General features: G+C 57.9%; 18 protein-coding genes. 7 read left to right on the top strand and 11 right to left on the bottom strand.

Features of this window, described 5'->3' with window-relative positions:
- Nucleotides 1-8: 8 nt before the first annotated feature.
- From B5D52_RS01875 to B5D52_RS01845, 7 genes are all read right to left on the bottom strand, one after another.
- A complete protein-coding gene (locus B5D52_RS01875) occupies nucleotides 9-749 on the bottom strand; it encodes a nucleotide-binding protein (RefSeq protein WP_016147644.1) in 741 nt (246 codons plus the stop codon).
- 230 nt (nucleotides 750-979) lie between these two features.
- Nucleotides 980-3,079, bottom strand: a complete 2,100-nt coding sequence (locus tag B5D52_RS01870; RefSeq protein ID WP_016147645.1) for a penicillin-binding transpeptidase domain-containing protein — start codon at nucleotides 3,077-3,079, stop codon at nucleotides 980-982.
- A 13-nt stretch (nucleotides 3,080-3,092) separates the two neighbouring features.
- Nucleotides 3,093-3,608, bottom strand: a complete 516-nt coding sequence (locus B5D52_RS01865; protein ID WP_016147646.1) for a hypothetical protein — start codon at nucleotides 3,606-3,608, stop codon at nucleotides 3,093-3,095.
- Nucleotides 3,609-3,614: 6 nt separating this feature from the next.
- Nucleotides 3,615-4,493 carry a rod shape-determining protein MreC gene (gene mreC / locus B5D52_RS01860; protein WP_016147647.1) on the bottom strand — a complete coding sequence of 293 codons (879 nt, stop codon included), beginning with the start codon at nucleotides 4,491-4,493 and terminating at the stop codon, nucleotides 3,615-3,617.
- Nucleotides 4,494-4,514: 21 nt separating this feature from the next.
- The gene (locus B5D52_RS01855; RefSeq protein WP_016147648.1) at nucleotides 4,515-5,078 is read right to left on the bottom strand and encodes a Maf family protein; all 564 of its coding nucleotides are present in this window, start codon (nucleotides 5,076-5,078) and stop codon (nucleotides 4,515-4,517) included.
- A gap of 37 nt (nucleotides 5,079-5,115) precedes the next feature.
- Nucleotides 5,116-7,224, bottom strand: a complete 2,109-nt coding sequence (locus B5D52_RS01850) for a U32 family peptidase (protein ID WP_016147649.1) — start codon at nucleotides 7,222-7,224, stop codon at nucleotides 5,116-5,118.
- Nucleotides 7,224-8,882 carry a cell division protein ZapA gene (locus B5D52_RS01845; RefSeq protein ID WP_016147650.1) on the bottom strand — a complete coding sequence of 553 codons (1,659 nt, stop codon included), beginning with the start codon at nucleotides 8,880-8,882 and terminating at the stop codon, nucleotides 7,224-7,226. Before B5D52_RS01845 ends, B5D52_RS01850 begins: the two co-directional genes overlap by 1 nt.
- 252 nt (nucleotides 8,883-9,134) lie before the next feature.
- On the opposite strand from B5D52_RS01845, the gene proB reads away from it, so the two are divergent.
- The 7 genes from proB (at nucleotide 9,135) to B5D52_RS01810 (ending at nucleotide 15,031) form a co-directional block, all read left to right on the top strand.
- Entirely contained in the window at nucleotides 9,135-9,950 is an 816-nt protein-coding gene (gene proB / locus B5D52_RS01840; RefSeq protein ID WP_016147651.1) for a glutamate 5-kinase, read from the top strand.
- Between the two features lie 5 nt (nucleotides 9,951-9,955).
- Nucleotides 9,956-11,203 carry a glutamate-5-semialdehyde dehydrogenase gene (locus tag B5D52_RS01835; RefSeq protein ID WP_016147652.1) on the top strand — a complete coding sequence of 416 codons (1,248 nt, stop codon included), beginning with the start codon at nucleotides 9,956-9,958 and terminating at the stop codon, nucleotides 11,201-11,203.
- A gap of 1 nt (nucleotide 11,204) precedes the next feature.
- Complete coding sequence (locus B5D52_RS01830) at nucleotides 11,205-11,801, top strand: CYTH domain-containing protein (protein ID WP_016147653.1); 597 nt, start codon at nucleotides 11,205-11,207, stop codon at nucleotides 11,799-11,801.
- Nucleotides 11,802-11,947: 146 nt separating this feature from the next.
- Nucleotides 11,948-12,823 carry a ComEC/Rec2 family competence protein gene (locus tag B5D52_RS01825; protein ID WP_016147654.1) on the top strand — a complete coding sequence of 292 codons (876 nt, stop codon included), beginning with the start codon at nucleotides 11,948-11,950 and terminating at the stop codon, nucleotides 12,821-12,823.
- Between the two features lie 18 nt (nucleotides 12,824-12,841).
- The gene (locus B5D52_RS01820) at nucleotides 12,842-13,066 is read left to right on the top strand and encodes a DUF3006 domain-containing protein (RefSeq protein WP_016147655.1); all 225 of its coding nucleotides are present in this window, start codon (nucleotides 12,842-12,844) and stop codon (nucleotides 13,064-13,066) included.
- A 27-nt stretch (nucleotides 13,067-13,093) separates the two neighbouring features.
- Nucleotides 13,094-14,356, top strand: a complete 1,263-nt coding sequence (locus tag B5D52_RS01815) for a diaminopimelate decarboxylase (protein ID WP_016147656.1) — start codon at nucleotides 13,094-13,096, stop codon at nucleotides 14,354-14,356.
- Nucleotides 14,357-14,560: 204 nt separating this feature from the next.
- A complete protein-coding gene (locus tag B5D52_RS01810; protein WP_016147657.1) occupies nucleotides 14,561-15,031 on the top strand; it encodes a GNAT family N-acetyltransferase in 471 nt (156 codons plus the stop codon).
- Between the two features lie 234 nt (nucleotides 15,032-15,265).
- Here B5D52_RS01810 and B5D52_RS01805 read toward each other — a convergent pair whose 3' ends face one another.
- From B5D52_RS01805 to sigE, 4 genes are all read right to left on the bottom strand, one after another.
- Nucleotides 15,266-16,081 carry a purine-nucleoside phosphorylase gene (locus tag B5D52_RS01805; protein WP_016147658.1) on the bottom strand — a complete coding sequence of 272 codons (816 nt, stop codon included), beginning with the start codon at nucleotides 16,079-16,081 and terminating at the stop codon, nucleotides 15,266-15,268.
- A 27-nt stretch (nucleotides 16,082-16,108) separates the two neighbouring features.
- On the bottom strand, nucleotides 16,109-17,395 hold the full coding sequence (locus B5D52_RS01800; protein ID WP_016147659.1) for an amidohydrolase: 1,287 nt from the start codon (nucleotides 17,393-17,395) through the stop codon (nucleotides 16,109-16,111).
- A 116-nt stretch (nucleotides 17,396-17,511) separates the two neighbouring features.
- The gene (locus B5D52_RS01795) at nucleotides 17,512-18,405 is read right to left on the bottom strand and encodes an EamA family transporter (RefSeq protein ID WP_016147660.1); all 894 of its coding nucleotides are present in this window, start codon (nucleotides 18,403-18,405) and stop codon (nucleotides 17,512-17,514) included.
- Between the two features lie 57 nt (nucleotides 18,406-18,462).
- On the bottom strand, nucleotides 18,463-19,164 hold the full coding sequence (gene sigE / locus B5D52_RS01790; protein WP_016147661.1) for an RNA polymerase sporulation sigma factor SigE: 702 nt from the start codon (nucleotides 19,162-19,164) through the stop codon (nucleotides 18,463-18,465).
- Nucleotides 19,165-19,169: the final 5 nt, after the last annotated feature.

Genomic DNA, 19,169 nt, shown 5'->3' with positions numbered 1-19,169 from the left:
GTCATACCTTATAGCCGCATGAGCGGCAGGCGCTCTCCTTCCAGGCGGCGCGCAATGTTGCGGTAGGCCTGGGCTGCGCCCGATTTTTTATAGCTTACAACACTCTTTCCGCTGCCGGCGCAGGCGATCACGTCCTCATCCTCGGGGATGATTCCGAGCAGCTGCAAACCGGAAGTGTCGATTGCATCGTCAATGTTAGCGGCGACGCCGTAGCGCACCAGGCGTGGACGCACGCGGTTGACGACCAGACGAATGCGCATGATGCACTCGTCCTCCATCCGTCTGGCGACGCGCTCAGCGCCGCGGATGGAAGCGGGGTCGGGCATGGTCACGACAATGCCCTGGGTCGCGATCTGTGCATAGAGCGACAGCTCGGCGGGCAGTCCTGCCGGCCCGTCAATGATGACGTAGTCGTAACCGTCCTGCTCGGTCTGCTCGGCCAGACTGCGCATTTGGGACGCGGTCAGGTCGGGAAGATCGGCGGGTGCGGTCAGCAGGTACAGACCGCCGGTCGTCGGATGGGCGGCTGCCGCATGGGACAGCGATACCGTACCGCGTGCCACATCGGCAAACGTGAATACGGCCAGTTCGCTCATGCCGAGCACCAGATCGAGATTGCGCAGACCACAGTCGCCGTCCACAACCAGCACCTTTTTCCCTAGTCCTGCCAGCGCGGTCCCGACCGCAGCTGTCAGAGAGGTTTTTCCTGTGCCGCCCTTACCGGACGCAACCAAAATGATCTTGCGCATACTTCCTCCGAATGATTTCACACCTTACATTCAAGTATAAAGCAAAAAGCGGTCTGTGACAAGCCTATGGCGGTGTATTTTTACAAGTTTTTTCCGACATCCACCGAAACAAACCTTGGTCTTTTCCACAAGGGGTGTACAAACGACAGATTTTGCTCCGGACACATAGAAGCACCTGCAAGATATCCCATCTTGCAGGTGCTTTTGATCTTCCGTCTGCGCGGAATTTTTTACTTTTGCAGGGTGTACTCGGCGGGCACCGACTCCATCTCTCCTTCGCCCTGGAAGTAAGCGTCGAAGATATCGCGGGCAACCGGTGCGACCTCCGAACCATGTCCGGCGCACTCGCCGACGATAGCGACTGCAATCTCCGGATCGTCTGCCGGTGCAAAACCGATAAAGACCGCATGGTCGTTGGTATTGCCGTCAAAGTCCTTGCCGCCCGTGTGCTGTGCGGTACCGGTCTTGACCGCAATCGAAATCGGGTAATTTGCAAAGGTACGCGCTGCGGTACCGCCTTCGTCGGCAACCGACTGCATGGCGCTTACAACGGTCTGCAAATTGCTGGGGTCCACGTCGAGCTCCTGTGCAACCTTGGGCTCGTTCTCCATAACCGTACGGCTGTAATCGTACGACTTAACGCTCTTGATCAGCGTCGGCTGATAGCGGGTACCGCCGTTTGCCAGCGTTGCCGCATAGACAGCCAACTGGAGCGGGGTGATGGTGTTATCACTCTGACCGATTGCAGCCTGTACCACGTCACCGGGCTGCCACTGGTTGAGCAGCGGGTTGTTTTCCAGCATCTGTGCACGGTAGGTCGGGCCTGCGGCCGAACCGGCAATCTCTCCGACCTCGATGCCGGTCTTCTGACCGAAGCCGAACAGCTTAGACCACTTCTCAATGGTCGCACCGCCCAGCATGTAGCCAGTCTCGTAGAAGTAGATGTTACACGACTTCTGAATGGCCTTGGTCAAATCCTCGGTACCGTGCCAGCCCAGGCAGGTAAAGGTACGGGAGCTGAATCTCGTGTAATAGTGATTACAAACCATGATTGTGTTGGGGGTGATGACACCCTCTTCCAGACCAGCCAGTGCAATCATGGGCTTGAAGGTCGAACCGGGCGGATAAGCCATCTGGAAGGCACGATTGCGCGTCGGCTCGAGCGGATTGTCATTGATGGCCGCCGAATCCTCGAGGAAGGTTGCCTGGCTGTACGTCGGGTAGTTGGCTGCTGCCAGCACTTCGCCGGTGTCGACCTTGACAACGACTGCCGCGCCGCCGCGTGCACCCGAAATCTGCGAGAGGACGTTTGCCAAGGACTCCTCCGCAACCTTTTGCAGCTCGATGTCCAGCGTCGTGATGACGTTGTCACCTGGCTGCGGCGCGGTGGCCTCCATCGTACCCGTAACCTCACCGGTCACGTCGGTGTCCACCATGCGGCTGCCCTTCTTGCCGCGCAGGTACTCTTCCATGGACATTTCCAAACCGCTCTTACCAACGATATCGGTCATGGAATAGCCCTTGTCCTTGTACTTGTCCCAGTCTTCCTTATAAATAATGCCGGTACGTCCCAGAATCTGCGCTGCGCAGTCGGTTTCGTACTTGCGCACGGTCGAGGTCTCGATATTGACACCCTTGAACAGGCTGCTGCGCTCCTTGATCTCGGCAATGAGGTCCATCGGAACGTCCTCGACAAAGATGAACGGATTGGTGCGCGAGAAACCTGACGTCGACATGCGATAGCGCTGTTCCAAAATCCAGCGTGCATTGGACGGGGTGTAGGAATCGCTGATGTTGTAATACGATTTGAGCACTGCAAGCACGCTCGGCGCGTCCAGCTCCTTGGCCTCGCTGACACCGTACTTGGACTTGAGTCCCAGCTTATCCTGACCGGACGATGTACCGTTCTTCTCGTCGATAAACGAGGTCAGCGTGGTGTATACCGTATCATCTGCACTGCACGTGAAGGTGTACGGCTCCTGCTGGGTGATGGGTAGTGCGGTCGGCACGTCCACACCCGCCGAGATGACCAGCTGCACAAGCTGCAGCAGGATGTCATTCTGGTTGTCAAAATCCCAGTAAGCGTAGTCAAAGCGGATGGAGTAAACCGACTCGTTGGTGACCAGCGGCCGACCGTAACGGTCGAGGATCTCACCGCGTGCCGCCGAGACAACGCTCGTCGAAGTCAGGTGACGCTCGGCTTGCAGGCGGTACTGTTCACCGTTGATGATCTGCAAAGAATATAGACCGGCGGCTGACACGCCGCACAGCAAAGCAAGCACGACAAAGAGTGCAAGCAATCGATGTAACAGCTTTGTCTTGTTATCCATAGGGTAAAAAACCTCACTTCATACGGTCAAACCGCCGTGCCATGGTGCGCACGGGCAGGTAAATAAACGGGGACAAAACGATCGCGGCCAGAATCTCGCCGTACATGGATTGCAGGAACGGCAGAATCGGGTAGGATACGCGAACCATCGCCGACAGCACAAACTGCAAGCCGCGCAGAATGAGCATGCCGCCTGCGGTCAAAAGCAGATGCGACGGCCAGATGCGGCGCAGATAGCGTCCGCTGATTGCACCCGCAAAGGTGGCAAACAGCATAAAGTAGAGCGGCAGCAGGCCCTCTACGCCAGTGCCCGCCAGATCGTACAGAATGCCGGTGATCAGACCGATGGCCGCGCCGACGGCCGGGTTTTCCATGAGCGCAACCGCTGCGGGCACGCTGAACAAGAGATCCAGACGTGCACCGAACAGTTTGAGTCCGCCGAGCGGAGTTGCCGTCTCGAGCAGATAGAGTACGATCAGAAAAATGGTGTAGGAAACGATCTTATAGGTCGTAGTGCGGTCTCTCTGCATGGCGCATCACTCCGCTGCGGCATCGGCTGCCGCCTGATCGGTGGACTGTACCTGTCCCGAAGTCACGTCGGTGATGACGTACACGTCGGTGACCGTTGCCGGATCGACAAACGGACGAATGACTGCATAGTTATCCATGCCGTTCTCCTCGATCATGACGCGCTCAACCGTGCCGATCATAATACCCTTGGGGAAGATACCGCCCTCGCCCGAGGTCTGCACGGTGTCGCCGATGACGACATCGCTGTCCTTGCCCAGATAGGACAGGCGCAGCATGCCGCTGCCCATCAGCTCGTAATCACCCTGTGCAATGCCGCTCTCGCGGGTACGGGTGACCAGCGCACCGGCGTGCATGTTGGTGTCAAGCACGGTGGTGACCTTGCTGTAAGTCGGTGCAACCATGGATACATAGCCGACCATGCCCTCAGCCGTCACAACCAGATCGTTCTCGGACACACCGGCGAGCGATCCCTTATCGATCGAGATCGTGGTCGCCCACTGTCCGGGAGAACGCGCGATGACCTCGGCCATATCATAGTGGAAGGTCGGGTTCGCCTCGACCAGACCGGTCAGCACGCGCAGACGCTCGTTCTCGTCCAGCGCAACCTGTGCGTCACGCACCTGCTGCTCGAGCTCTGCAACCTTTTCGCGCAGCTGCTTATTCTCGGCCTCCATCTCGTCGTAGTTCTGGAAGTGATCGACCAGATGGCCGACCTTGTTCGTCACGACCGATACGCCTTTCTGCAGCGGCGACAGCACGGTGCCGACCGCCGCCGAAACCGGCGAGTCCTGTCCGGCTGCCCCGGTATAGGCAGCAAGACCGAGACAAACTGCCGCGATCAGCAGAATGACCGTCAGCAGTCTTGTGGTAAAGATATTTCGCAAGTGGGATCCCCTCTCCTAAAATCAGACCAGCTTTGTCTGGCGCATCCGCTCATACAGACGGCGCACCGGCAGGCCCATAACGCTGTAATAATCTCCCTCAATACCCTGGATGAACCGTGCGCCGGTACCCTGGATACCGTATGCGCCCGCCTTGTCCATGGGTTCGCCCGAGGCGACGTAGGACGCGATCTCCTCGTCGGACAGATCGGCAAAGCGTACGCGGGTTACGACCGTGTCGGTCAGCATACCCTGACCGGGGACGTAAAGCGCAAGGCCGGTCATGACCTCGTGCGTGCGTCCGGACAGCAGTCTCAGCATCCGGCAGGCATCCTGTTCGTCTGCCGGTTTGCCCAGCGCCTGGCCATCCAGCACGACCAGCGTATCCGAGCCGATCACAGCGGCCTGCGGGTGCAGGTCTGCGACCGCCCGTGCCTTGCCCGCGGCCAGTCTGGCGACTTCCTCGACCAGATCGGCGCCCGGGCGCAGTCCCTCGTCAATGTCGGCCGGACACACCGAAAAATCCGGTGTGATCAGCCCGAGCAGCTCCTGTCTGCGCGGGGACTGTGAAGCTAAAATCAGTTGCATTTACAGTAATTGCTCCTTTTACATTCCCATATCCGTTTTATTCGACACCGCGTCCGTACAGTCCGCGGGTAAAGCCGTCGGCAAAGGTCACTTCCCTGCCCTCGGTGTACGCCTGCCAGATCTCGCCAGCCCGCTCGGGTGACTCGGTGGTCAGGCAGATGCGTCCGAGCTGTGCGCCGACCTTCTTCCAGTCGTCCTTATCGGCCAGATACAGCGGCTTGCTGTTGAGCAGCGTGTTGCGGCAGCCGAACTCGGGCAGAAGCGCAAAGCGCTGGCCGGTGCGGTCGGTCAGGGTGGTAACGCCCTGCTTGCAGCTGCACTTGCCCGTCTTGCGCCGGATGGCACAGTTTTCAAAAATCATCAGCGGCAGATGGCCGTAGACCACCATTTCGGTCTGGATGGGCTTGTCGATGTCGCGCAGCTGTGCCGTGCGCAGTTCGAACGACAGCGTCTGTCGAACGACACCCAGCTCAGCCAGAGCATCGAGTGCCGCGCCGTTGCATACGTTAAGACCAAAGCCGCCGTGCACGGTAAATCCCTTACGCCTAAGCAGCGGCAGCTGTCCGACGTTCATCGCGCAGGCAATCTGCACACCGCAGTCGCACACGATATCCAGCATGCGCTCGATTTCGGGCTGCTCGGCATCGGTATAGATGCGCGGCATGTGCACCGCGAGCGGCATACCCGCAGCGAGCAGAGAACGCACGGTATCCGGTTCCCCGGCAAGCTCTGCGAGCGGGACGTAGACCGTCTGGGGCTTGTGTGCCTGCATGGCAGGGGTCAGCTGAGACAGCTTGCGTATCTCTAAAGTATACCCCTCGAATGCGGCGTTTTTGTGTCGATTGTGTGAAGTTTGGAACTGTTTCCAAGTTCTCTTAGGCGGCAGGCCGCGCAGCATGGCGACCGTGTTCAGCGCCGTGCGGCGCAGCGCGTTGATACGCGAGGCCGGAACCATCAGACCGTCGGGCAGGTCAATAATGAGATCGTCGTCCGGGTTTGCGACATAGAACGGCGTACCACCGGTCTTGACCAGATTTTTGACCAGCATGTCGCGGGTGGTCGGACGGTTCTTGGCCTGCTCGACCGGTTCATGGTCAGCGGTACCCGCATCGTGGTCTTCTCCGTCGGACACGCCGAGTGAAATGCCGTCCGGTGTGACCGTACAGGACATGGTGACCGGTACGAGCGGCGCTTCCTTGCCCTCGGCAAAGCGGTGTGCCGCTTCCTCGTAGAGCGACTTGACCTCGCTCATGGGCAGATCGGTCTTGGTGCCGAACATTTTGTCGTCCACCTTGCCGGTCAGATAGCCGTCGGTGAAGCCGTCACGCGAGAAGACCTTGCGCAAAACTTCGTTTTCTTCCTTGGTCGGGCCGCGCTGCTCGCGCAGCAGATCGGCGTAGATCTTGGTGACAATCGCGCTGTACTCCGGACGCTTCATGCGTCCTTCAATCTTGAAGGACGACACACCCATCCGGGTCAGGGTCGGAATCCACTTAGCCGCGCACAAGTCCTTGAGCGAGAGCGGATATCCCTTTTTGCCGGAGTCGTAGGTGTAGGGCAGACGGCAGGGCTGGGCACACAGGCCGCGATTGCCCGAGCGCTGACCGATGACCGACGACATGTAGCACTGACCCGAGTAGCACATGCACAGCGCACCGTGCACAAAGACTTCGGTTTCCACGCCCGCCTCGCGGGTGATCTTCTCGATCTCGTCCAGCGTACACTCACGCGACAGTACAACGCGGGAAAAGCCCAGTTCCTTGGCTTGCAGCGCACCGTCCAGCGTGTGAATGGTCATCTGGGTGGACGCGTGCAGCGGCAGGTCGGGTGCATGCTCGCGAATGAGCCGTGCCAGACCCAAATCCTGCACGATGAGCGCATCTGCGCCCGCTTCGTTCAGAAATCGCACGTCCTCCATGGCTTCGGACAGCTCACGGTCGAGGGCGACGATGTTGAATGTAACGTTGGTTTTGACCCCGCGGGTGCGGCAGTAGACAATGGCCTCGGCCATCTCCTCCCGCGAAAAGTTCTTTGCGCCACGGCGGGCATTGAACGTGCCAAAGCCCAGATAGACGGCGTTTGCACCGCTCTGCACGGCTGCGCGCACGCCCTCAAAGGAACCAGCCGGGGCTAATAATTCGGGCATTACTTTCCGCCTTTCTTCTTTTTCCCGCGCGGTGCCTGGGACTGGTTGATCTGAATTTGACGGTTGAGCTCGGCCTTGACCTTCTTAAGCTCAGCCTGCAAGGTTTGCATCTGTGCATCCCGCTCGTCCGGCTGCTCGTTTACCGATTCAGCCGCCGGTGCAGGCTGCTCTGCTGCCTTGTGTGCATTCTCCAGTTCCTGTTTGAGGCGTTCGATCTCGGCCAGATCGCCTGCATCGTGCTGCGGTGCAGCCTTCTTCTCGGCCTCTAACGTCTCCAGGTGTGCGCGTTTGACCTCTTCCTGCAAGCGATCGATCTCAGCGTGCAGCGGTTCGGGGTCTTCCATGTTGTTGTAATCCTTCTCCAGCTGACGCAGGCGGGTCAGCTCACGGCGCAGCTCACCGATCTCGCCGATCTCTCGTCCAGCCAGCTGAATCTTCGCCTTGGACAGCTCGGCCTTGACATCGGTCAGCTCCTTGTTCAGCTGCTCAAACTCAACGGTCGGGCGCACGTCGTGGTACGAATCGCGCAGACGCTGCATCTCATCGCGCAGGCGTGCGTTCTCGTCGGCCTGACTGCGGCGCTCGTCCAGTGCTGCCTGCAGCTGACGAATCTGGGCGTAGAGCGGTGCCGGATCGTTGCGCTTGAGGCGCTCGTCCAGCTCCTCGATCTGCGCTTTGAGGCGGCTGTTCTCTCCGACCTGCTTCTCCTTGGTGTCAAGGGCATTCTGCAGGTTGCGAATCTCATTGCGCAGCGGCTCGGGGTCGTTCTCGACCAGCTTGTGCTTGAGTCCTTCGATCTCTTCCTTGAGCTGAATGTTCTCGCTGACCTGCTTTTCCTTGGCATCGAGTGCGTTTTGCAGGTTGCGAATCTCGGCGTAGAGCGGTTCGGTATCGGTACGCGCGCCGCGCAGAATCTCGATCTCCTCATTGAGCGACTCGATCTGCTTGTTGAGCGCGTCGATCTGATCCTGTGCCTCGGCCGACTGGGTGGATTCCTTGACATGCAGTGCGTCGAGTGCAGCGTTCAGTTGTTCGATCTCGCTTTGCAGCGAATTTTCCTGCTCATGCACCGCAGCAGCCTTTTCGGCCTGTGCCTGTGTCAGCTCCTCGCGCAGCTCCTGTGTCTCGCGGGTCAGCGCCTGAATGCGCATCTGCAAGGCATCCATATCGGACAGTCTTGCCTTGGCTTGGTCACGATCACGGGTCAGCTGGTCGATCTGGCCGTTGAGTCTTGCCATCTCGGCATCGGACTCGGCGCACACGCTGTCATGCAGATTGTGTGCGGTGTCCAGCTCCTTTTCCAGCCGCTTGATTTCGGCCAGGAGCACGGCCGGGTCTTCATCCGGACGCGCACGGCGCATGGTGTCGAGCTCGTCCTGCATCAGGCCCAGCTCGCTCTTGCTTTTGGCGAGTGCTTCCTGCTGCTCCTGTGCCTGGTTCTTGTATTCCTCGCACTGATGGCGCAGCTTGACGGCCTCGTCGGCCATGTTCAGGGTTGCCAATACGCCGGTCGAAAACGTCGTATTGCCAACCAGTTTCTTGGCCTCTGCGATCTTCTGATCTGCCAGGGCCGCGATCTCTTTCATGTATGCTTCGGGTTCGTCCGCGACCAGCGAGAATTTCTGGCCTGCGATTGTTACGGTGAGACGGTTTTGCATCCCGATCTTCCTCCCTGTTAGTTGCATTGGTATACAGCATATTATTATAACACAATTCCTTTTGCCCCGCACGCAAATTTCCGCAAAATACCAAGAATTTGTGATTTTGCATGCACACTGCTGTTACCGCCTGTCCGGATGCGTCAACATCCACAAGCCGGCCCCAGATATGGCCTGCTCTCTTGTTTCTGCCGCCCGCTTATGATAGAATAAATTTATCTATCTACTACTTTATTAAAGGAGTCTTTTCCCATGTCCACTCGTTCCGATGCGCGCCGTCTGGTGCTCAAGATCGGTACCTCTTCGCTGACCTATCCCAACGGAAAACTGAACATTCGCTGCATCGAACATCTGGTGCGCGTCATCTCTGATCTGCACAACCGAGGATTTGAACTTGTCCTGGTCTCGTCCGGTGCGGTCGGTGTCGGTCTCAACAAGCTCGGCATCATGGATCGCCCGCGTGATATGCGCATGAAGCAGGCTGCCGCTGCGGTCGGTCAGTGCGAACTCATGCACATCTACGACAAGATGTTCCTCGAGTACGGCGTGACCGTCGCGCAGGTCCTGCTGACCCGCCACAATATCGCATCCGCCGAACACTACGCCAACGTCGAGGGCACCTTTGACGCCCTGCTGACCGCCGGTGTCGTGCCCATCGTCAATGAAAACGACGTTGTTTCCACCGAGGAGCTCAGCCGCGTTGAGACCTTCGGTGATAACGATACCCTGTCGGCCGTCGTCGCACAGCTGTGCAAGGCCGATCTGCTCATTATCTTCACCGACATCGACGGTCTGTACAGCGACAACCCGCGTGAAAACCCGGACGCGCAGCTCATCTCCCGTGTCGAGGCCATCAACGACGATCTGCGCAAGATCGCGGGCGGCCCGGGCACCAAGGGCGGCACCGGCGGTATGGCGACCAAACTGTCCGCTGCCGAAATCTGTATGGAAAACGGTGTCTCCATGCTCATCACCAAGGGCGACCGCGCCGAAGTGCTCTACGATATCGTAGACGGCAAGAAGGTCGGTACCCTGTTCAAGCGAAAGTTCAAGAGAAAGAAGGTTTGATCCCCATGCGCGATCTCATGACCATCGCCGAGGCTGCCAAAGCGGCCAAGTCGGCGGTTGCCAAGCTGGATACCAACGCCAAAAACGCCGGTCTGCACGCCATTGCCGACACGCTCCTGGCGCATACCGACGAAATCCTGTCCGCCAACCGTCTGGACATTGAGGCCGGACGGGAAAACGCTCTGAACGAAGGTCTGATTGACCGTCTGACCCTGACCGCAGACCGCATCGCCGGGATCGCCGAGGGCTGCCGTCAGGTCGCCGCCCTGCCCGACCCCATCGGTGAAGTGCTGTGGCAGCGCACCCGTCCCAACGGTCTGCGCATCGGTCTGCGCCGTGTACCCATGGGTGTCATCGGCATCATCTACGAAGCCCGCCCCAACGTCACCGTGGACGCTGCCGCACTGTGCTTCAAGGCCGGTTCGGCCTGCATCCTGCGCGGCGGCAAGGAGGCCTTCCACTCGTCCAAGTGTCTGTCCGACCTCATGCGTCAGGCGCTTGCAGACTGCGGTCTGCCGCAGGACGCCATCAATCTGGTCGAGGACACCACCCGCGAGAGCGCAAACCAGATGATGAAGCTCAACGGCTATCTGGATGTGCTCATCCCGCGCGGCGGCGCCGGACTCATCCGCGCGGTCGTGCAAAACGCGACCGTCCCGGTCATCGAGACCGGCACGGGCAACTGTCATGTCTACGTCGATGCCTCTGCCGATCTGGACATGGCCGCTCGCATTCTGGTCAATGCCAAGTGCCAGCGCATTTCGGTGTGCAACGCCGCCGAAAGCCTGCTCGTGCATCGCGATGTTGCCGAGGCCTTCCTGCCCATGGCACAGAAAGCACTCGCACCCGACCACGTCATCCTGCACGGCTGTCCGCGCACGATGGAGATTCTGGGCGACAGCATCGTCCCCGCGACCGAGGACGACTATGGCCGGGAATATCTGGCGTATGAGATTTCGGTCAAGGTGGTGGACTCCATCGACGAGGCCATCGCACACATCAACCGCTACAACACCGGACATTCCGAATGCATCGTGACCGAGTCCTACGCCGCTTCCCAGCAGTTTACCGACGAGGTCGACGCAGCAGCCGTCTATGTCAACGCTTCTACCCGCTTTACCGACGGTTTCGAGTTCGGTTTCGGCGCTGAGATCGGTATTTCCACTCAGAAGCTGCACGCACGCGGCCCGATGGGTCTGGAAGCACTGACCTCGCAGAAATACGTCATTTTCGGCAACGGACAGGTGCGCTGACATGGAACGTGAATTCAAATGGAAGGCATCCGCCCAGCAGTTTGACGCGCTGTGTCAGTCGCTCGGACTGCATCCCCATCCGCAGACCATCCTGCACATGGACGCGATCTACTACGACGATGCCGCACACAGTCTGCGCGACCGAAAAATCGGTCTGCGTCTGCGCAGTGAGAATGGCCGCCGTGTGTGCTGCATGAAGCTGCGCACCGAGGCGCAGAACGGTCTGCACGTGCACGAGGAATACGAGTGCGCTGCCGACACGCTGATCGACGGCCTGCAAAAACTGCCCGCGCACGGCGCATCGGCCGAGCTGTGTCAGCATCTGGCACAGTCCGAGCTTATTCCCATCGCGCACGTCTGTTTTGACCGTCAACCGGTCATGTGGACGCAGGACGGCTTCTCTGCCGAGCTGTCGCTCGACATCGGAACGCTGGCGAGCGGTTCGCAGTCGGTACCGTTCTGCGAGATCGAGTGCGAGTACAAAGAAGGCGACGCGGATGCGTTCCAGACTGCCTGCGAAGCACAGGCTGCACGCTTTGCACTGACCCCGGAACCGCTGTCCAAACTGGCGCGTGCACTTTCGTTGTCAAAAGTATGAAAATGTACCGGCCAAAACAGCGTTTATTTTGGTAAAGTTATAAAATCTTGCAAGATACCCCCGTTATCCTTGCAGTTTGAGCGGTGTCATTGTATAATGATTGCGTTGTATACGGAGGTCTGCACCCGTCGAATGTGAGGTATGTTTTGGCAGACAATTCCAGCACTTCCCGGCAAAAGCCCGGGAAAAAGTCCATTGTTTTCCTGTGTATCCTGACCGTTTTGGTGATCGCGTACGAGTTGTTTGTGAGTTTTGGACAGGAGATCATCTCCGATCCCATGCAGCAGCAGACCACCGTACATTTCATCGACGTGGGACAGGGTGACTGTTCGCTGATCGTGTCCGGCGGTGAAGCTGTGCTCATGGATGCAGGTCTGACGGCAACTTCCGATCAGGTGATCGCCTATCTGAAAGAGGCAGGCGTGACCCATCTGGTCGCCGCAGTCGGTACCCATCCGCATGAAGATCACATCGGCGGCATGGCAGCTGTGCTGGAAGCGTTCCCGACCGACGTACTCTATCTGCCCGCGCAGACCGCACTGACCGCCACCTATTCGGCCATGCTGGACGCTGCCGAGCAGACCGGTGTGTCGGTACAGGTTCCGAGTCCCGGACAGGTACTCGAGTTCGGCAACCATGCCAGTCTGACTTTTCTGGCACCCGCGCCCGATGACACATTCGACAATGTAAACAACGATTCCATTATCTCCATGCTTGCCGCGGACGACTTCCGCGTGCTGTTCACAGGAGACGCCGAAGCGCAGGCCGAAGAAGCAGTGCTGGCTTCGGGCGCCGATCTTTCCTGTGATGTGCTCAAAGTCGGACACCACGGCAGCGACACCTCGTCCACCAATGCGTTTCTGGATGCCGCATCGCCCAAAATCGCGGTCATTTCCTGCGGGAAGTACAACGATTATGGTCATCCGCACCCCGAAACACTCGCCCGTCTGGCAGAACACGGTGCATCCGTGCACGTCACTGCCGATTCGGGCACCTTCCGCTATCCAACCCCTGTCAACTAATAAAGGAGACAACGCCACATGAGAGAACAGGCAGTCGTTGACCGGTTCGAAGGCGATTTTATCATTCTGGAAACCGATCACGGTATGATCGAAATTCCCCGCAGCCATGCACCCGTTATGGCCGGCGAGGGCATGGTCGTCTGGTACGAGGGCGACCGCATTCTTGAAATCGACGAAGAGGAAACCGCTCGGCGCGAGGCCATGACCCGCCGCCGCTTCGAGCGGATTTTAGGAAAGAAATAAATCTAAACCGCAAAGGAATGAACCCCAATGAACCAGAAAAAGCCGTTTGTTACCCTGGAGCAAGTTCAGGAAATAGTCAAGAAGTACCCCACTCCCTTCCACCTCTATGACGAGAAAGGCATTCGTGAGAACGCACGCCGCATCAAGCAGGCATTTGCTTGGAATCCAGGCTTCCACGAGTATTTCGCTGTCAAGGCTTGCCCCAATCCCCGCCTGCTTCAGATTCTCAAGGAAGAGGGCTTCGGCTGCGACTGCTCGAGCTACACCGAGTTGCTGATGAGCGAGGCAGTCGGTCAGGTTGGTGAGGACATCATGTTCTCGTCCAACGTGACCCCGGCTGAGGATTTCGCACTGGCTGCAAAGCTGGGTGCAATCATCAACTTCGACGACATCACCCACATCGACTTCTTTGAGAAGATCGCTCCGTTCCCGGAGACCATGTCCTGCCGCTACAATCCGGGCGGTGACTTCAAGATCGAAAATGAGATCATGGATACCCCGCAGGATGCAAAGTACGGCATGACCCGTCCCCAGCTGACCGAGGCATACCGCAAGCTGATGAGCAAGGGTGTCAAGCACTTCGGCCTGCATGCGTTCCTGGCTTCCAACACGGTCGCAAACGAGTACTACCCGGTGCTGGCACGCCTGCTGTTCCAGACCGCAGTCGAGCTGCACGAGGAGACCGGCGCACATATCGCGTTCATCAACCTGTCCGGCGGCGTTGGCATCCCCTACCGTCCTGAGCAGAATGCAAACGATATCATGGCCATCGGCGAGGGCGTTCGCAAGGCATACGAGGAGGTTCTCGTACCGGCTGGTATGGGCGACGTTGCCATCTACACCGAGATGGGCCGCTTTGTTATGGGCCCCTACGGCTGCCTGGTTGCAAAGTGCCTGCACCATAAGCACACGCACAAGGAGTATGTTGGTCTGGATGCCTGCGCTGCAAACCTGATGCGTCCGGCGATGTACGGCGCTTACCATCACATCACCGTTCTGGGCAAGGAAGACGCGCCCTGCGATCACAAGTACGACGTGACCGGCGGCCTGTGTGAGAATAACGATAAGTTTGCCATCGACCGCATGCTGCCCGAGATTGACGACGGCGATTATCTGGTCATTCATGACACCGGTGCACACGGTTTTGCAATGGGTTATAACTACAATGGCAAGCTGCGTTCGGCTGAAGTCCTGCTGCGTGAGGACGGTACGACCGAGCTCATCCGCCGTGCAGAGACCCCCGAGGATTACTTCGCAACTCTGGACGTAACCGGCGTATTTAAGAAGTAATTTCCCGCCCGCAGGCGAAAATCGGGATTCTCAAGGGACGAGTCCCTTGAGTCCATCCAAGTGAAACTTGGTCGAGCCCGCAGGCTCGAAGCTCTCCTTTTGATTCCGGTCTTTTGACCGGAATCAACCAAAACAAACATCCATACAGCCGCCCATTCGGGCGGCTGTCTTTCCTTTCCCACAACTTCAAAGGAGTGCATTTCCTTGTCTCTGACCTTCCAAAAAGCCCAACTGTCCGACCTTGACCTGCTCGTCCAGACGCGCCTCACCGTCCTGCGTGCCGCAAACAAATTACCGTCCGATACACCGCTTCCACAAGTTGAAGAGCAATCGCGCATCTACTATGCCGACGCGCTGGCAGATGACTCACACACTGCCTATCTGGTCTTTGACAGTGATCGCTGGATTGGTGCGGGTGGCATCAGCTATTTTCGCGTTATGCCCACGGTGGACAATCCGACCGGTCAAAAGGGATACTATATGAATCTCTATGTTGCGCCGGAATACCGTCGGCAAGGTATCTGCACCAAGCTACTCGATCTGCTGACAGCCGATGCGCACGCCCGCGGCGTGACCTTTCTGACGCTGGAAGCGACTACAATGGGTCGACCGGTGTACGAGCGGTATGGGTTCCGGGCGATGGAACACGAGATGGTATTGCAGGAAGATATTTAAAAAGACCGTCCCAAATTGGGACGGTCTTTTTTGTGAGCGGCCAATGGCCGCGGGGGAAATTGCGCCGTCTGCGGACGGCGTTTTGGTTTTAGTTTAAGTTGATTCCCGGGTCGGACACCGGGAATCAAAAAGGAGTTCCGGACTCTGCGGAGTCCGGCTCAGGGCTCTGCCCTGAGAACCCGCAGCCTTTGAAAAGGCTGGCGAAACTTTCAGTAAGGGGTGCCGTGGTGGGTTTTACAGCAAAGCGACGATTTCACGCATGAGCGTCTGGAACTGCTCGCCGCCCTTTGCTGCCATTTCCTTGACTTCTTCATCCGACAGTGCATTTCCGGTCACACCCGCGGCCATATTGGTAATCATGGACACCGCGAGGACCGGCAATCCGCAATGTGCAGCCGCAATGCTCTCAAACACAGTCGACATGCCCACCGCATCGCCGCCCATCGCACGGAACATGCGGATTTCCGCCGCTGTCTCATACTGCGGGCCATTCACGCCGACATACACGCCATGCCGCAGGGACAAACCGCAATTTTTCGCGGCCTGATCGGCCAGATCACGCAAGTCCTTCGGGTAAACGTGACACATATCATTAAATCTTGGACCAACACGGTCATCGTTTGGACCGGTCAACGGGCTCTTTCCGGTGAGGTTGATATGGTCGTCAATCACCATAAAATCACCTACCGAAAAGTCCAGGTTGATACCGCCTGCTGCGTTGGTCAAAATGACCGTTTTAATACCCAACAGCTTGAATACCGGGATGGGATAAGACACCTCAGCCGGGGTATAGCCTTCATACCCATGCAATCGACCCTGCATGCACAAGACGGTCTTGCCGGACAACTCGCCCAGCACCAGTCGGCCTGCATGATCGGGTGCCGTGGAACGGCAGAAGTGCGGAACTTCACCGAACGGAACGGTCACCGGGTCTTTGAGTTCATCGGCCAGTGGGCCCAGTCCCGAACCGAGCACCAATGCGACACTCGGGATTCTCCCACCGAATGCACGGCTGAGAAACGCCGCACTTTCTCTCATCTTTTCATACATAAATGACCGCTCCTTTCCGGGTTTTACTTACAGCTGTGCGCGAATTGCGTCGGTTGCACGCTGTGCTTCGAACTTGACCTTCTCGATATCGATGGTCTTGTATTCGCCGTCCTGATACAGCACCTTGCCGTCAACCATGGTCAGACAGACGTCACTTCCCTGTGCCGAGTAAACCAGATTGGTCGTCCAGTCGTTAACCGGCACCATCCAGGGCTCGTCGACGTTCAGCACCGCAAGGTCAGCCTTCATGCCGACACGGACAAGACCGCTGTCATCGCGTCCCTGCGAGCGCATACCGTTGACCGTCGCAGCGGCCAGCGCCTCAGCCGGGGTGACAACGGTCGGGTCATGGGTTGCACCTTTGTATACATTTGCGAACAGGAACATCTCTTTGAAAAGATTGAGGTTGTTGTTGGAAGCAACGCTGTCCGTACCCAGCGCAACATGGATACCGCGCTTGAGCATTTCAGGTACGCGCGCAAAGCCGCTCGCAAGCTTCATGTTGCTGACCGGGCAGGACGCAACAGTCACACCGCGACGCTCCAGAATGGCAAAATCGCTATCATCCAGCCAGACGCAGTGCGCTGCCGTGGTCGGCTGATCGAACAGACCCAGCTTTTCAAAATATGCTGCGGGCGTCATGCCGTGACGTGCCTTGCACTCTTCGTGTTCGCTCTGGGTCTCGGACAGGTGAATGTGCACACGTGCATCAACCTGCTTGGCATGCTTTGCGACTGCCTCGACCATCTTGGGCGTGGTCGTGTACTCACCGTGAATGCACAGGTCAATCTTCAGTCTGCCATCACCTGCGTTCTGATAACGCGCAAGCAAGTCGCAATTGTCCTTGTAGGCGGCAGTCTGCTCGTAATCGCTGTCGTCAAAGACGGTCAATCCACGGCTCAGGTTGCACTTAATGCCCGATTCCAGAATGGCATCGGCCATGGTCTGGCTGAAAAAGTACATGTCAGTAAACGATACCGTACCAAAGCGCAGCATTTCGGCAATGGCCAGACGGGTTGCCGGTGCGACAGCTGCGTCGCTGAGCTTGTCCTCAAACGGGAAAATACGCTCGTTCAGCCAGCGCTGCAAGGACAGGTTCTCACCGTAACCGCGCAGCAGAGTCATGGGCGCATGCGAGTGCGCGTTGACCATACCGGGCATGAGCAGCTTACCCTTACCGTTATAAGTCTCACCAAAATCCTCGGTCGGACGCTCGGAACCGATATACGCGATCTTGTCCGCCTTGACGCCTACGTACTGGCCGTGCTTGACGGTAAAATCATCGGCTAAAATCGAAATATTTTCAAAAAGCATGACGATCAATCCTTTCTTTGTATCCATGATATCACAAAACGCGCGGCACTGACAAGTGTGTGCAGACGGATGCAAAAAATCCCGTGTATCCATTTGGATCACGGGATTTTGTTTCTTCAGGAAGCAGTGCGTGTGTAATGCGAAATCGGCAGATTGAGCAGAACAATGGCTGCCAGCACAAGCGCCATACCACCCAGCCGTCCAACGTCCAGCGGTTCACCAAAGAGCAGCATACCGACCAGCGCAGCGACAACCGGCTCCACGCAAGCCACGATGGAAGCCTTGCCCGCGTCCACCCGGGTCAGTCCCTTGGTGTACAGCAGATAGGGCAGGACAGTGCACAGCACGCCGCCACACAATGCCATAATGATCGTCTGCGGCGAGGAAAACACAATGCGTGCGGCCTGCACCGGCTGCGAGATGGGCAAAACACCGATGGCTGCAAACAGCATGGTGTAGGCCGTGATGGTACGGGAATCATAATCGCGCAGGGCAAATTTGCCAAAGACGGTATAGAGTGCATAGCCGATGCCCGAGGCCAGACCGAAGGCCAACGCCGCCGGATGCACCGACAAACCGCCCGAAAATGCACCGGTTGCCAGTCCACAGCCCACGACGGTCAGCGCCAGTGCACCGATCTTACGTCCGGTCAGCTTTTCCCCGAACAGCACGGCAGAAAACAGCATGACAAACACCGGCGCGGTGTACAGCAGCAATGCGGCAAGGCCGATGGTCGAGCGCTCGATACAGGCAAAGTAGCAAGAATTGAAAAATGCCAGACTGATCATACCCGTGCCGACAAAATACCACAGATGCTTCCAGGTCTTGAGCTTCAGCGCGCGGCGATCACGCACAAACAGCCAAAGCCACATAACAACAGCCGCACACGCGGTGCGCACGCCGACCGCCTGCGGCGAGGTCAGTCCCGCAGCCGAAAGCACCTCAAAAAACAGCGACAGCAGACCCCAGAGGGCACCCGCTGCCGCGATCATGGCGTAATATTGCTTCATACTCGATCCGCTCCTCTTTCGCTCTGCATTTTATTATAGCAGAGTGGTAAAGGAGTGTCAAACCCAGCGCAAGATCTCCTTCTTCATTCGTGAAATAATGCGCTTTTCCAGGCGTGAAATGTACGATTGTGAGATTCCCAGAAGGTCTGCGACCTCCTTCTGGGTCATGCTGCGCCGTCCGCCCAGTCCAAAGCGCAGACAGATGATTTGCTTTTCCCGCGGCGGCAGCTGAGACAGTGCCTGCCGGAGCAGTTCGCGGTCCACGTCGTCCTCAATCGGTCGAATGACGCTGTCCGGCTCAGTGCCCAGAATGTCCGAGAGCAGCAATTCATTGCCGTCCCAGTCCGAGGACAGCGGCTCGTCAAACGATACCTCGGCGCGCTGCCCGGACACCTTACGCAGATGCATCAAAATCTCATTTTCGATGCACCGGGAAGCATAAGTCGCGAGCTTGACATTTTTGTCGGTCTTATAGGTTCCGACCGCCTTCATCAGACCGATCGTTCCGATGGAAATCAAATCCTCCACGCCCACACCGGTGTTCTCAAACTTGCGTGCAATATACACCACCAGACGCAGATTGTGTTCAACCAGCGCGTCCCGCGCCTCGGGGTCTCCCGCCATCAGCCGGGCGATGCAGTCGGCCTCGTCCTGTCCGGTCAGTGGCGGCGGCAGCACCTCGGAGCCACCGATGTAATAAATGCCCCCGCTGCACAGCGCACGCAGGCGCGCCAAAATCCGTCTGAGCCACTTTTTCATTGTCC

This window comes from Butyricicoccus pullicaecorum DSM 23266, from assembly GCF_900167005.1.
GTDB classification, from domain to species: domain Bacteria; phylum Bacillota; class Clostridia; order Oscillospirales; family Butyricicoccaceae; genus Butyricicoccus; species Butyricicoccus pullicaecorum.
This window is presented reverse-complemented; position numbering and strand designations above follow the sequence as displayed.

Excerpts from the sequence above, each read along its gene's own strand:
- B5D52_RS01820 (WP_016147655.1), top strand. The coding sequence starts at position 12,842 with ATGAGAGAACAGGCAGTCGTTGACCGGTTCGAAGGCGATTTTATCATT.
- B5D52_RS01835 (WP_016147652.1), top strand. The coding sequence starts at position 9,956 with ATGCGCGATCTCATGACCATCGCCGAGGCTGCCAAAGCGGCCAAGTCG.
- B5D52_RS01850 (WP_016147649.1), bottom strand. The coding sequence starts at position 7,224 with ATGCCCGAATTATTAGCCCCGGCTGGTTCCTTTGAGGGCGTGCGCGCA.
- B5D52_RS01830 (WP_016147653.1), top strand. The coding sequence starts at position 11,205 with ATGGAACGTGAATTCAAATGGAAGGCATCCGCCCAGCAGTTTGACGCG.
- proB (WP_016147651.1), top strand. The coding sequence starts at position 9,135 with ATGTCCACTCGTTCCGATGCGCGCCGTCTGGTGCTCAAGATCGGTACC.
- B5D52_RS01865 (WP_016147646.1), bottom strand. The coding sequence starts at position 3,608 with ATGCAGAGAGACCGCACTACGACCTATAAGATCGTTTCCTACACCATT.
- B5D52_RS01875 (WP_016147644.1), bottom strand. The coding sequence starts at position 749 with ATGCGCAAGATCATTTTGGTTGCGTCCGGTAAGGGCGGCACAGGAAAA.
- B5D52_RS01800 (WP_016147659.1), bottom strand. The coding sequence starts at position 17,395 with ATGCTTTTTGAAAATATTTCGATTTTAGCCGATGATTTTACCGTCAAG.
- B5D52_RS01815 (WP_016147656.1), top strand. The coding sequence starts at position 13,094 with ATGAACCAGAAAAAGCCGTTTGTTACCCTGGAGCAAGTTCAGGAAATA.
- B5D52_RS01805 (WP_016147658.1), bottom strand. The coding sequence starts at position 16,081 with ATGTATGAAAAGATGAGAGAAAGTGCGGCGTTTCTCAGCCGTGCATTC.
- B5D52_RS01795 (WP_016147660.1), bottom strand. The coding sequence starts at position 18,405 with ATGAAGCAATATTACGCCATGATCGCGGCAGCGGGTGCCCTCTGGGGT.
- B5D52_RS01870 (WP_016147645.1), bottom strand. The coding sequence starts at position 3,079 with ATGGATAACAAGACAAAGCTGTTACATCGATTGCTTGCACTCTTTGTC.
- B5D52_RS01855 (WP_016147648.1), bottom strand. The coding sequence starts at position 5,078 with ATGCAACTGATTTTAGCTTCACAGTCCCCGCGCAGACAGGAGCTGCTC.
- sigE (WP_016147661.1), bottom strand. The coding sequence starts at position 19,164 with ATGAAAAAGTGGCTCAGACGGATTTTGGCGCGCCTGCGTGCGCTGTGC.
- B5D52_RS01845 (WP_016147650.1), bottom strand. The coding sequence starts at position 8,882 with ATGCAAAACCGTCTCACCGTAACAATCGCAGGCCAGAAATTCTCGCTG.